Below are 13,533 nucleotides of genomic sequence, written 5' to 3' on the forward strand. Positions count from 1 at the left end.
GGCAAGATGTCCGGCGACATCTACGCCAACAACGGACCATCCCCGCGTGCGCGGGGAGCACGGGCCGGGCTCGGTGCCGCCGTCGGCCCAGATCGGACCATCCCCGCGTGCGCGGGGAGCACAGCGGGCCTGTCGGTCCACGCATGCGACCGCGAGGACCATCCCCGCGTGCGCGGGGAGCACTCGCGGCACCAACGGCCGGGGCGACGGTCGCCGCGGACCATCCCCGCGTGCGCGGGGAGCACGCGGCGTCGTCGCGGCGCGTCCCGCGCGGCACGGGACCATCCCCGCGTGCGCGGGGAGCACCGGTCGGGTAGGTCTTGCGCATACCTCTCCTCCGGACCATCCCCGCGTGCGCGGGGAGCACGTGGCTGGCGTACCGATCGGCGCGTTCTTCGTGGGACCATCCCCGCGTGCGCGGGGAGCACTCGAAGCCCTTGAGGATCTCGTCCAGCGACTGGGGACCATCCCCGCGTGCGCGGGGAGCACCCGATGCCAAGGTGTGGGCGATTGCCACCACGGGGACCATCCCCGCGTGCGCGGGGAGCACCTGGTGCGTCTCTTCGCGGAGGAGGGCATTCCAGGACCATCCCCGCGTGCGCGGGGAGCACGCCTTCCGCGGCGATTCGGGCGTCGGCCACGGCGGACCATCCCCGCGTGCGCGGGGAGCACTCGAAGTCCACGCCGCCGATCCACATCGACAACGGACCATCCCCGCGTGCGCGGGGAGCACTCGAGCGCCGCCGTCCGCCCGAAAAACCCGTACGGACCATCCCCGCGTGCGCGGGGAGCACGCACAACGCCGCAGGCCAGGAAAGCGGTCCAGAGGACCATCCCCGCGTGCGCGGGGAGCACGTCCACTCTGGCCACGCGGGCACCGGGCCAGGGGGACCATCCCCGCGTGCGCGGGGAGCACGGCACCGACGCGGACGGCGTCCAGCCGGAGATGGGACCATCCCCGCGTGCGCGGGGAGCACGGCTGCGTCACCGCCCCGCCATCCGTAGGGTTGGGACCATCCCCGCGTGCGCGGGGAGCACGTGCAGGGCGAGCGCGTCGAGGTCGACGGACACGGACCATCCCCGCGTGCGCGGGGAGCACCCGCTGCTGCGGTGCTGGGACGTGCGGGCGAGCGGACCATCCCCGCGTGCGCGGGGAGCACAAGATCTGGCGCTCATCGACGCCGTGGATGAGCGGACCATCCCCGCGTGCGCGGGGAGCACAGGTCTCGGCGGTGGCCTGCATCTCGGTCTCCCTGGACCATCCCCGCGTGCGCGGGGAGCACCGTAACCACACGCGCCCTTGTGCGCCCTCCCCCGGACCATCCCCGCGTGCGCGGGGAGCACTTGGCGCGGAGCTGGTCGAGGTGGGCGCGGACCGGACCATCCCCGCGTGCGCGGGGAGCACGGCCGCCCGGGGGTGATGCAGCGCCTGGGCAACGGACCATCCCCGCGTGCGTGTCCGTGGCCATGGCAAAGTCTCCGGTAGTGGCCACGTGAATGTCCCCACCTCGCAGGGGATTTGTTGATCTTTGGGTCCTCCAGGGCTGGACTTGTCGTTGCGAGCGTCAAGTTCCCGGCCCTGAAGGACACCTCTATTGAAGACTGCGAGGCAGGAGTTGGACATCATCAACGCGTACGAGGAGACGGGTTCTCTTCGTGCGGCGGCTGCGTTGTGCGGCACGACCCACAAGACGGTCAAGCGTGTGTTGGATCGTCGGGCGGCGGGTCAGGAGCCGGGCCGCCGCAAGCCCCGGTCGGTGCCGGTCGGGCTGGCCGAGCCCTACCAGGATCTGATCTTTGACAAGGTGAAGAGCACCGACGGGCGGATCACGGCCAAGCGGCTGCTGCCGGTCGCGCGTGCGGCGGGGTATGCGGGGTCGGCGCGCACGTTCCGGCGGGCGGTCGCTGAGCAGAAACGCCGGTGGAAGCGGGTGCGACGGGTGTATCGGCCGTGGGTGCCGCAGCCGGGTGAGCATTTGCTGATCGATTACGGGACCGTAACGTCCGGTCCGAACAAGGGATTGAAGCTGTTCTGCGCTGTGCTGGCCTGGTCGCGGTGGCGGTTCGTGCGGTTCACCCGCGAGGAGTCCTTGGAGACGACGTTGCGGTTGTTGGCCGAGTGCTTCGAGGCTGCCGGCGGGGTGCCGGCCGTGGTCCTCGCGGACCGGATGGGCTGCTTGAAAGGCGGCGTGGTCGCCAACGTGGTGGTGCCGACCGCGCAATACGTCAGGTTCGCCGCGCACTACGGGTTCCGGCCCGACTTCTGCCAGGCCAAGGATCCCGAGTCCAAGGGTGCGGTCGAGGCCGTGGTGCGTATCAGCAAGTCGGATCTGGTGGTCCCGGCCGACGACTTCGGCGGTGACCTGAGCGTGGCTAACGCCGCGGCGGCCGCCTGGTGCGAGGAGGTCAACGCCTGCGTGCACGCCGAGACGCAGGCGGTGCCCGAGGCCAGGTTGGTTGAGGAACGGCCGGTGCTGCGGGTTTTGCCGTCTCTGCAGCTTTCGGTCCGGCGACCGGTGATGCGCAAGGTGGACAAGCTGTCGACGGTGCGCATCGGGTCGGCCCGCTACTCGGTGCCCCATCGCCTGGTCGGCCAGCACGTCGAGGTCGTCACCGTCGAGGGCCGGCGCGCAAACCGCAACGCGCGGTGCGGCCGCGCACCCAGGTGGAGAAGGCGTTTGTGGCATTGGGGGAACCCGCGGAGGCGTTCCTACGCGCCGCCGCCGCGGCCGGCACCGCCCGGCTGGCCGCGCACCTGGCCGACATCGTCGCGCTCGAGGCCGCGCACGGCCGCGACCAGGTCGTCGCCGCCCTGGTCCGGGCGACGCAGTTCAAGCGGTTCACCGCCGACGACCTGCGCGGCATCCTCGCCGCCGGCCCGGCCGCGCCTAAACCCACCGCCGCCGGAGCAACGCTTTCGGCGGCGCTGCCGCCGGTCCCGACCCGCGCCTTGGACGCCTACCGCGCCGACGCCCTACGGCAGGTGGCCTGATGCCGCCCCGCACCCGCACCAGCACCCCGCCCGCCGCCGAAGCGGCGCCGCTGCCCGCGGATCTCGTCGATGGCCTGCGCCGGTTGAAGCTGGGCACGATCCGCCGCCAGGCCGGCGAGGTACTGGCCACCGCGAAAATCCAACGCTGGAGTCCCGAAGAGGTTCTGCGCACCCTCATCAACGCCGAGATCGCCGCCCGGGATGCCTCCAACCAGGCCAACCGGCTCAAGGCCGCCTCGTTCCCGGTCACCAAGACCCTCGACGAGTTCAAAGTCCAGGTCTCCTCGGTGCCGCAGCCAACGTTCGACTACCTGGCCGCGCTGCAGTGGATCGGCGCCGCGCACAACCTCTGCCTGGTCGGGCCCGCCGGCACGGGCAAAACACATCTGCTGATCGCGCTCGGGCACGCCGCGGTCGAGGCCGGCTACAAGGTGCGCTACCTGTCCGCCGCCGAGCTGGTCGAGCAGCTCTACCGCGGGCTGGCCGACAACTCCGTCGGCCGGATCATCGACACCCTGCTACGCAACGAACTGATCATCGTGGACGAGATCGGCTTCGCGCCCCTGGACGACACCGGCACCCAACTGCTGTTCCGGTTCGTCGCCGCCGCCTACGAACGCCGCGCCCTGGGCATAGCCTCACACTGGCCGTTCGAGCAGTGGGGCCGATTCCTGCCCGAACACGTCACCGCGACCAGCCTGCTCGACCGGCTGCTACACCACGCCACCGTCATCGTCACCGAAGGCGAATCGTTCCGCATGCGGGAGGCCCGCAACCGCACCACCAGGAGCCGACCATGACCTGACACGGCCACAGGTGGGGACATTCAGACGGCCACCAGTGGATACATCAGCTTGGCCGTTGACAGCGTGCGCGGGGAGCACAACCACCAGTGAGCCGGCGTACCGACCGCCGTGGGACCATCCCCGCGTGCGCGGGGAGCACTAGCCGGCGGCGATCGCCGCGGCAATAAACGCCGGACCATCCCCGCGTGCGCGGGGAGCACGCGATGAGGGTCAGGATCAGCTCATTCACTCTTGGGACCATCCCCGCGTGCGCGGGGAGCACGAGCGGCTGAACGCCTACCTCACCGCGCGCCGCGGACCATCCCCGCGTGCGCGGGGAGCACGAGCCCCCCGGTCCGCAAGACGCTCGACACGGGGGACCATCCCCGCGTGCGCGGGGAGCACCACGAGCCGGGCGACTTCACCGTGCACGAGGCGGGACCATCCCCGCGTGCGCGGGGAGCACAGGGCTCGCCTCCGCCCCTTTGTGCGTCGCGCGGGACCATCCCCGCGTGCGCGGGGAGCACGATGCCCTTGGCGTAGAACTCGTGCACCGCAAACGGACCATCCCCGCGTGCGCGGGGAGCACGGCGGGCTGGTCGGCGCTCACTGCGCGACCTCGGGACCATCCCCGCGTGCGCGGGGAGCACGTGATCGCGGCGAGCTTGGGGTTGGTCTCGCTGGGACCATCCCCGCGTGCGCGGGGAGCACATTCAGCACGATCCGCGCGCCCGTTCCGGCGTCGGACCATCCCCGCGTGCGCGGGGAGCACACGTCCGTCGTTGGCGCGACGGTCAACAGCAACGGACCATCCCCGCGTGCGCGGGGAGCACCTGCGCAGCGGCAGCGTCAACTGGGCGGGGTCGGGACCATCCCCGCGTGCGCGGGGAGCACATCGCCGAGCGGGGCTCTCAGGTCAAGGTTCTGGGACCATCCCCGCGTGCGCGGGGAGCACTACCCGCCGATCTGGAACATGATCGGAGCGCTGGGACCATCCCCGCGTGCGCGGGGAGCACGTGCATCTCGCCACGCCGAGCGTGCCCATCACCGGACCATCCCCGCGTGCGCGGGGAGCACGCGCACTCCGCCATGCTGGCCGCGGAAAACGGGGGACCATCCCCGCGTGCGCGGGGAGCACCATCCCGGATCGGGCGGGACGTCTACCTGCCACGGACCATCCCCGCGTGCGCGGGGAGCACTGTCCAGGCTGTACCCGACATAGATGTTGAGCGGGACCATCCCCGCGTGCGCGGGGAGCACTTGAAGGTGAGCCGGTCGAACGACCACGTATTGGGACCATCCCCGCGTGCGCGGGGAGCACGGTGTGGTAGCCGGGTACGCGGTCGCACCAGCCGGACCATCCCCGCGTGCGCGGGGAGCACACTTATTGACCTGGGGTTTTGTGGGGCGCTCGGCAGATTTTCGTTCACTTCGTTGGCGGGCTCGTCTGATCTGACCGGCAGGAGTTTAGCGCCCAGCTCCTCGACAGGGCCGTGCTCATGGGTTGCGGTCGCCGTTGTCCAGAATCGCCGAGCTTTGACCTCTCGACCTTCTCGATGCCCGCTTCGGGTTTCAAAAGGCTCCATGACCGGCACACCCAGGGCCAGGTAGGTCAAGGTTGGATCGTGTCAAACGAGCCGGCACCGAGCCGAAGAAGGAACAGCACAAGACGCCCCCATCCAGTGCTGCCCGCGACTCGCATCTGGACCAAGACCGAACAACGGCCCGCCGTGGACACGTCTACAGTGGCCGGCAGATCTCGTACCACTCAGGCTCATCACACTCCGATTCCTCGATCACCAGACGGCGCCGAGTCAACTCCTCCCAGTCAAGGCCGATGTGCCACACGCCTACAAGCACTGGCACACCACACTGAACGAGGCTTAGAGCCGTTTGAATAACTGCGTTAGGCCCTTCGCGGAGCAAGATGTTGGTGGCGGGCTTGGAGGCGGGCCAGGCGTTTGGTCATGACGATGACCATGGCCCACTGGACCATCGCGGCGTGGTGAGCGGGCAGTTTCTCGTAGTCGCGGACGGTGCGGCGGCAGCGGTTGATCCAGGCGAACGTGCGCTCTGCTACCCAGCGGCGGGGTAAGACCTGGAAGCCGACTTGTCCGGCGAGTTTGCGGACGATGTCGATGGTCAGGCCGAGGGTGGTTTTGCCCAGGTGACCAGGTGTCCGCTGTATCCGCCGTCGCACCACAGCTTGCGGATGCTGGGAAAGCAGGCCCGCACGGTCCATAGCAGCAGGCGGGCCGCGTCGCGGTCTTGCACGGAGGCGGCGGTGACCAGCACGACCAGCAGCAGGCCGGTGGTGTCCACCACGATGTGCCGCTTGCGGCCGTTGACGTTCTTGCCGGCGTCGTAGCCGCGGCTGGTGCGGGCGACGGTTTCGGCGGCGCGCACGCTCTGGGAATCGGCTGCCGCCGCTGTCGGGTCGGCGGTTCGGCCCTCGGCCAGGCGCAGTCGGGTGCGTAGCCCGTCGTGCATGCGGGTCAGGGTGCCGTCACGGCTCCACTTGCGGAAGTAGTAGTAGACGGTGTGCCAGGGTGGGAAGTCCGCCGGCAGCGCCGGCCACTGGCAGCCGGTGCGGTCCACGTACCGGATCGCGTCCACGATGTCGCGGCGCGGGTAGCAGACCGGGCGGCCGCCCTTGGTCGTGGTGCCGCCGACCGGGATGTACTCGGCCATGATCTGCCACTCGACGTCACTGGTGTCCGACGGATAGCGGCGCGGCCGTTCGGTAGGCAGATGATGGACAGCCGACGCCGGCGCGGTGGATGCGCCGGCGCCCGCGACAAGGTAGAAATCCATGGCAGGGGTCGTTGGGGTGAGGCGTGGTTTGGTCGCCAGTTCTCGTACCTAACGACCCCGCCCCACGTCAGCACGACACGCCGTCCCAACCCCGCCGACACAGACCGGCGTGCCCTGCCCTCCCACCGCGTCAGTTATTCAAACGGCTCTTAGCTCAACGGATCAAGGGCCTGCCGCCACCATCGGATCCACCCGATGGCCGGACCCGCCCCGTCACATCCGATAGAGATCAAGACACCCTCACAGGCCAGCAGCCAGACCAAGCTGCCGCCGGTCAACCGCGCGCAGGCGGTAGTGACCTGTGTCTCGTGCTGGGGTCTCGGAAGGCTCAGTCCACGGTCAAACGACGGTCAAATGATCTTCAGACTATCCACTGGGGCTTGAGGACTGACCAGACGACGTGCGGAAACAGTGTGGACCAAACGTGGCAGAATAGGAACCGCGTTTTCCCTGTTCAGGGGCAATCCGTGACTATCACGGCGGTTCGTTTCCGCGCCGCGCTGACAAGATCGTGAGCGCACTCTGCGCCTTCGTCACGCTACGTGACCACTTGGTGCGATGGCACGGGCACGCGGCACTAGCGCCCACTCTGCTGGTGGCTCCCGCAGTAGTAGACGTAGCGCAGGCATGTCTACGCGGGCAGCGCGGGAAACACCACCACCGAGCCGTCCTTGTCGCGGACGATCTCAACCGCCACGTCGGTGGCGCGGCCGTTGACAACAACTCCGTCGCCCAGCTTGTGAATCCGGTTTGCCGCGCGCATGAGGCGATCGACTTCACCCGTCGTGAAAACAGGCAGTAGACCGTGCGGGCGTGCCAGCTCGAGCGCCGACAGGCGTTCCAGCACACCGGCGATGTTCGACTCCAGTTTGTCGAGGCGCTGCTGGTCAGCCCTGAGGGCCCGGGTGAAGTTCTCGAACAAGTTGCCCGGGTCGCTCTGCGCATGGTCGACGGCCTGCAGGATGATGACCCGCCGCTTCAGTGCTACGGCCAAGGCGGCGAGTTCGAGGTGGGCGCGGAAGGTGCCGCCGTGCTCGTCCACGCCAGGGAACGACTTGGTCAGCAGGTCGATCTCGACGGCCTTGCCGTCGGGCAGCTTGTCCAGTGCGTTCTGCCAACGGGCGAGGCGGCGGTCGGTGGCGGCCAGCGCCTTGCCGATGGCATGCACTGCCGAGTCAAGTCCGAGCGAGACACCGAGTTTGCCCTGGTCGAGCAGGATGGCGGTGGCTTTGTCGATGGCGTCGCGACAGCCGTCGAGTTCGCTGCGCTCGTCATCGAGCTTCTGCTCGTGCAATTGCTCCAGCAACTCTGTGATGCGTTCAACCGCCTGCTGCCGCCTGTAGTCGGCATGCGCGCTCAATCCGACCGCCACGGCCATGAGCACGAGCGGCGCGGCCACGGTGAGCGCCGCGCTGCCGGCGACAGCTGCGCCGGCTGTCGCGCCGGCTCCACCGACCGCGCCGGCCGCTGCCACCTTACCGACTGGCACGAACGTCGCGTTCGCGGCGATACCCGTCGAGTTCACGAGTGTGCCGTAGATGCCACCGGCCGCCGCCTTCGACGCCATCGGGCGAACGATGCCCTGACCGAACTGGGCGGCAACCTTCGCCGGAACCACCATGCGATACAGGCCTTCGCCGGCAGCGGTAGCAGCCACCGAGGAACGTCGCGCTGATTGTGTGATGAGCTGCGACAGGTGCTGCGCCAACGGACTCGCGGCATCGAGCGGGATACCCCGGCTGCGGTCGAGGTCGCCGGATAGCGGATGTAGCTCAAGTGTGGCAATCGGCTCGGCGACAAGTACGGCCAGCACACTGCGCAGTTCCGCCAAGCGCTCAACCGTCATCGGCTCGTCTCCGATCATCGCCGACACCCGGCCGTCACCGGTCGCCAGCGTCCACACTGGCACGATTGCCTTGTCGTCGTTAGTCATCGTCTCCCCCTGGTCCCAGCAAAGCTTAGGGGGCGTCCTAGATGGATAGTGGTCTGGCCTACGGCATGATCTTTCTTCCGTGGTACAGGAGATGATTCGTGCCTGGGCGCCGGACGATTTCTGGCGGATGGCGCAGCCGTTGATCCCGCCTCAGCCAGTACGTCCGCAGGATGGCGGTAAGCGGCGGGCCGATGACCGAGCGATGCTGGCGGCGATCGTGTACCTGGTCCAGGCGGGCTGTTGCTGGCGGAAGCTGCCCGCGCAAATGTTCGGCATCAGACGGTCGCCCCGCATCGCCGGTTCACGCAGTGGACCGCGGACGGCCTCTGGCAACGGCTACATCAGCAGTTCCTGCACCGGCTCGGCGTGGTCAGCGAGATCGACTGGTCCCGGGCCGTGGTCGACTCGATCACGGTCCGTGCGGAGAAAGGGGGGACCTCACGGGGCCAAACCCGGTCGACCGCGGCAAACCCGGCAGCAAGATCTATGTGTTGTGTGACCGCCGTGTACCGCTGACCTGCCTAATCTCCGCCGCGAACACCCACGATTCCCAGCCGCTGATCCCGCTGCTGGACTCGGTCGCGCCCGTGCGGGCAGCGCGAGGCCGCCGGCGTCGGCGGCCGGCCAAGCTGCACGCCGACAACAGCCAGCATCACCGCGGGTGAAACCGTGTCGCGCTGTGCGGCCGGTTAGGCTGACACTCGACCGCATGAACGGGGACGTTGATCGGGCGGCGTACAAGGCGCTGTTGGAGGCGAAGCTCAAGCCGTGGCGGATCCGCGCGACGCTGGCCTTCGCGGGCGTCTACCAGATCGCTCACGAGATGATCAAAGAGTCGGTGATCGACGAGGTCCGATCGTTCTACTGCACTGGGTTCAATGAGGCCGGCATGACCTACAACGAGGCCGGCTACGAGGCCGAGGTGCTTGCGCTGGATCCGAAGAAGCGCAAAATGCGCGCGTCCCTGCTGTGGCTGGTACACGCCGAGGCCATCTCTCTGCAGCAGGCGGACCGGCTCGATGCGATCTACGCCCACCGCCACGATCTTGTCCACGAGCTTGGGAAATACATTGTCGATCCGGCGTTCGAGCCGGACATGCAGCTTTTCACCGACGCCGTGGAGATTCTGCGCGATATCTTGCGATTCTGGACCCGGATCGAGATCCGCCTCGGCACGTTCAAACAGTTCGGCGATGTCGAAGCCGATGAGGTCACACCGGGACGTCTCTTCTTGCTCCAGCTCTGCATCGGTGCATACGCGGACGGCCTCAAGCAGGAACAGGCCGCCGAGCAGCACGCGTCAGTAGCCGAAGTCCCAGACCGACAGCATCACCCCGACACGGCCTGAGCCTGCAACGCAGTCCTCGCCTGGATGACCTCGACCATGCCGCTCGGCAGATCGCTCGGGGCTCGATGAAGCCGCAACGTCGGCGGAGCGTCGACTCCCCTGCGCGTCCAGCCGAAGGCGAGCGCTGCAAGATCGGTTGAGTGAAGACCAGGTCATGAACCTGATTCAAGATCGCCTTGCAGGACTACCGCAGGCCAAGACGGCCGAGAAGTACGGCATCAGCGATGAGTAGCGTGAAGCGGCTCATGCGGATACATAAGGCAGGTGCAACGACCGTTGACCTTGCGGTTGCCGGACAGCACGAACCTGCGGGCTGATCTCCTCGGTCGGGCAACCACGCTCCTACGCGGGGTTTCGGGGAGGGCAAGGCTCGCCGAAGGCGACCGCGAAGCGGCTTGGCCTTGCCCTCCCCGAAACCCCGCGTGCGCTTACCTGCCCGGCCAAGATCAGGAACGGCTGCTCTCCAAGGGAGGGACGGGCGCGGGGCGAGCCACGCTCGTCTTTTGGTTTGGAAGGTCTTGGAGCAAGAAACCTGGCAGCAGAGGGAGCGCTGCGCGCGGGAGCATACGGTTCGTACCACGGCAGACGTGCGTATATAGAAAACCAGCTATCGACGGACGGCACAGCTCACGCCGGCGGCACGTGTACATCCACAGCCTTGGGTACTAAGTGCCGTACACTTGTGCGACGGAGGTGCGCAATGGTGCGTCGGATCACCCCGTCCCAGGCTAGAAGCATGATTCGTCAGGCCCAAGCCAAGTCTCGTAAGGCAATCAGCGACTACAACACAGCCGTGCGCGGTCTTCAGCGCGCGGTCGACAACTACAACCGCGAGGCGCGGGCACACAACGCTCGCGTACGCGCCAATCAACAGCGGCTTCGGTCCGAACTGGCCCGCTTGAGCAGCCAGCGATCAACCACGCGCTACACGGTCACACAGACATCTACCTATACCTTGCACACCGCGTTCCGCCAGGTTGAAGTGGAGGCCGACTACTGGGATGACCGCGGGCAACTCTTGGCCGATCTGGCCGAGGCGGAGACCGCGAACAGCGCACGGGTAGCAAACACCCTCCTCGGCGCAGCGGTCGATGAGGAGTTGGAAGACACGGCGCTTACCGACGAACTTTCGGCAGTCTCGGCGGATCTTGATCAGCGCTGGCGTGGCGCACTGTTCGCACTTAACCCTCGCAACCCCGACGCTGCCCGACACTTCTGCACCAGCTCGCGTGAGGTCATCGTGCAGATGATCGACATCAAGGCTCCGGATACCGCCGTGCTCGCGGCGAATCCAGGGGCGCGGCTGCCGGATGGCCGGGTGGCTCGCAGAGAGAAGATCAACTACCTTCTCGCAAAGTACGGTGCGAACCATGCCAGCCTGGGCAACTTCGTTGAGACCGACATCAACGACGTGTTGAACCTGTTCAAGGTGTTCAACTCGAGCACGCACGGCGAGGCGGGCAAACTCGACATGACGGCCCTGCGCGCGCTCAAGGTGCGTGTTGAGGGTGCCGTTCGTTTTCTCTCGACTGTGATTCGGGGAGCCTGACGGAACTGGACGTGGAGATGCCGCCGCCGCTGGAAGGCAGCAGCAGCGGCATCCTGCCCGGCCTTCCGTACAAACCTGGGCCGTGAGTCGCCGGAAGCAGAAACCGGGAACGGCGGGGTGCGAAACCGCGGCATCGGTTACGCACGGCTGCTCCAGCTCCGCAATCCGCTTCTCGATTAGTCCTACCGACTCGAACAGGCCCATGGCCGCGTCGGCAAGCTGCCGGTAGACGTCAGCGAAACGCTCGGCCTGCGGTGCCTCGATGTAGCACGGCCCACCGAGCCCATCCTGGTAGCCGACGGGCGGGTATGGGTGCGGCAGCTCGAACAGGCAGAACGGGCCGGTCAGCCCGGGTGAAGCGCGACATCCGTTGGTAGACGCGAATTTCGGCTCGTCCGCCCTGTTGAAGATCGCGCAGATGCCCAAGCTGCACAAGTCTAGGGCAAGCAAAAGCCCCGCCCTCCGGGTGGAGAACGGGGCTGACGTACTTCCCTCAACCGACCTGCTAGACCTGGCTCTCTCGTCTTCCGTTCCTCGACTGGCGTTTGCTGACGCCCCAGCCTCAAGGGCATGGCTTCACAGTCGCGCCAACAACGGTGTGGCCGCCGCGAGGAGCGGCGGCCACAACCATCGCCGGCTACGCTGTCCGCCGGATACGGCGGCGGGCAGCGGCCAAACGTCGCGTGGGGTTGGACGCCACCTTGGGTTCACGGCCGACGCCCGCACGGGCAGGGGCGAAGATGGCCGTCTCCATCAGCTCGGCCGCCCTGCGCGCGCTGTGGTCCAGGACGTGGGTGTAGATCTCGTCGGTGGTCCGCTGGTCAGCGTGACCGAGCCGGTTCTTCATGATGTGCTGCGGCACGCCCGCATCCGCCCCCGCCGTGGCCGAGGTATGCCTGGCATCATGCAGCGCGATCACCGGCACACCACTGGCCCGGCAGCACCGCTCCCACTCCTGGGTCAGATACCGGGGGTAGTAGGGCCGGCCGTCCTCGCGGCAGAACACATAGCCGCCGTCGTCGTAAAGCTCCGCGGCTGCCCGCTTCTCCGCCTCCTGGCCACGCCGGTGCGCACGCAAGGCGGCTACCGCGGTGGGCCCGAGGGCGACGGTGCGCTTGCTCCTGCCCTTGGGCGTCTTCTCGATGGCACCATGCCGGGAGGTCGTGGTCCGCTGCCAGTGAACAGCGACCACACCACCGTCCAGGTCGACGCGGTCCCATTTCAACCCGAGCAGCTCACCGCGACGCAGGCCACCGACGATGGCCAGGACCCACGCCGCGTACAGCCGATGTCCGGTGTGCTGGGACAGGAACCGGGACGCCTGGGCGGCGGTCCACACCCCTTTGCGGCCCGGCGTCTCCCGCTCGGCCTTGAGCGGCTCCCGCACCCCTTCGACGACGATCCGCAGATCCTTGAGCGCCTTCATGAGGACCTTGTGCACGTTCCGGACCGTGGTCGGCGACAGCGGCCCACCGCGCCTGCTCCCCCGCTTGAGCAGCGTCTTGTACAGGTCGTGGATGCTCCGCTTGGTGATCGTGTACACCTGGTGACTGCCCAGGTGCGGGACGATGTAGCAGCGCACGATGTCGCGGTAGTTGCCCAGAGTGGTCTGCTGGACATCCAGCTCCCGCTCACCGAGCCACGCCTCCAACTCGGCGGCCAGGCTCCCGTCCGCGGCCAGGTCGGCACGAGCGTAGGTCTTGCGGGCCTCGGTCTCCGCCGCCTGCGCGGCGGCCTGGGACAGGAAGCCCTTGCGGTTCATCTGCCGGCGGCGCCCATCGGCGGCCGGCGGTAGGTCGATGGTGAACATCCAACGGGTCTGGCCACGGGCCAACCGGTAGCTGTAGATAGCCACGGGTCGATCTCCTCCGCTAACGGGGCGAGGACACGACCGACTATGCGCGATCACCGTTAGCGGAACCGTTAGCGGAAACCAGGCAAGATCTTGAATCTTGCCTGGTCAACCCTGGTCGGGACGGCCGGATTTGAACCGACGACCCCTTGACCCCCAGTCAAGTGCGCTACCAAACTGCGCCACGTCCCGTTGCCGTCGAGCGGACTCGCCCGCGGCAGCCGGTACAGCGTAGCGCAATCGTCCCGGCGTCGCGCACA

At 67.9% G+C, this 13,533-nt stretch carries 8 protein-coding genes, 1 tRNA gene, 1 pseudogene and 2 CRISPR repeat arrays (1 of these 12 only partly in view); of the genes and pseudogenes, 5 read left to right on the plus strand and 5 right to left on the minus strand.

The features are described 5' to 3' along the window. Positions 1-1,405: a CRISPR direct-repeat array (repeat unit 28 nt; unit sequence GGACCATCCCCGCGTGCGCGGGGAGCAC); it begins 1,676 nt to the left of the window's first position. A 190-nt stretch (positions 1,406-1,595) separates the two neighbouring features. Continuing rightward, positions 1,596-2,992: pseudogene (istA, locus tag ACFFIA_RS22400) on the plus strand (IS21 family transposase). Then, positions 2,992-3,792 (plus strand): IS21-like element helper ATPase IstB, encoded by an 801-nt coding sequence (gene istB, locus ACFFIA_RS22405; protein WP_377253578.1) that lies wholly within the window; start codon positions 2,992-2,994, stop codon positions 3,790-3,792. The pseudogene istA and the gene istB overlap by 1 nt, the downstream one beginning before the upstream one ends. A 117-nt stretch (positions 3,793-3,909) precedes the next feature. Next, positions 3,910-5,159: direct repeats of the CRISPR family, unit length 28 nt; unit sequence GGACCATCCCCGCGTGCGCGGGGAGCAC. Positions 5,160-5,683: 524 nt separating this feature from the next. Here the strand turns inward: istB and ACFFIA_RS22410 are convergent. The 3 genes from ACFFIA_RS22410 to ACFFIA_RS22420 all read right to left on the minus strand — a co-directional run bounded on the left by ACFFIA_RS22410 (position 5,684) and on the right by ACFFIA_RS22420 (position 8,524). Then, entirely contained in the window at positions 5,684-6,019 is a 336-nt protein-coding gene (locus tag ACFFIA_RS22410; protein ID WP_377253579.1) for a transposase, read from the minus strand. Beyond that, entirely contained in the window at positions 5,920-6,591 is a 672-nt protein-coding gene (locus ACFFIA_RS22415; RefSeq protein ID WP_377253580.1) for an IS5 family transposase, read from the minus strand. Before ACFFIA_RS22415 ends, ACFFIA_RS22410 begins: the two co-directional genes overlap by 100 nt. Before the next feature lie 631 nt (positions 6,592-7,222). Further along, entirely contained in the window at positions 7,223-8,524 is a 1,302-nt protein-coding gene (locus tag ACFFIA_RS22420) for a hypothetical protein (RefSeq protein WP_377253581.1), read from the minus strand. A 91-nt stretch (positions 8,525-8,615) separates the two neighbouring features. On the opposite strand from ACFFIA_RS22420, the gene ACFFIA_RS22425 reads away from it, so the two are divergent. The 3 genes from ACFFIA_RS22425 (at position 8,616) to ACFFIA_RS22435 (ending at position 11,421) form a co-directional block, all read left to right on the plus strand. Next, a complete protein-coding gene (locus tag ACFFIA_RS22425; protein WP_377253612.1) occupies positions 8,616-9,023 on the plus strand; it encodes a transposase in 408 nt (135 codons plus the stop codon). Positions 9,024-9,233: 210 nt separating this feature from the next. Next, on the plus strand, positions 9,234-9,872 hold the full coding sequence (locus ACFFIA_RS22430) for a hypothetical protein (RefSeq protein ID WP_377253582.1): 639 nt from the start codon (positions 9,234-9,236) through the stop codon (positions 9,870-9,872). Positions 9,873-10,608: 736 nt separating this feature from the next. Continuing rightward, the gene (locus tag ACFFIA_RS22435) at positions 10,609-11,421 is read left to right on the plus strand and encodes a pPIWI-associating nuclease domain-containing protein (RefSeq protein WP_377253583.1); all 813 of its coding nucleotides are present in this window, start codon (positions 10,609-10,611) and stop codon (positions 11,419-11,421) included. 637 nt (positions 11,422-12,058) lie between these two features. Here ACFFIA_RS22435 and ACFFIA_RS22440 read toward each other — a convergent pair. Both ACFFIA_RS22440 and ACFFIA_RS22445 read right to left on the minus strand, forming a co-directional pair. Continuing rightward, positions 12,059-13,276: a tyrosine-type recombinase/integrase gene (locus ACFFIA_RS22440; protein WP_377253584.1), complete on the minus strand. Its 1,218-nt coding sequence runs from the start codon at positions 13,274-13,276 to the stop codon at positions 12,059-12,061. 112 nt (positions 13,277-13,388) lie between these two features. Beyond that, positions 13,389-13,465: transfer RNA gene (locus ACFFIA_RS22445), tRNA-Pro, on the minus strand. Positions 13,466-13,533: the final 68 nt, after the last annotated feature.

Source organism: Phytohabitans kaempferiae (assembly GCF_042433955.1).
GTDB classification, from domain to species: domain Bacteria; phylum Actinomycetota; class Actinomycetes; order Mycobacteriales; family Micromonosporaceae; genus Phytohabitans; species Phytohabitans kaempferiae.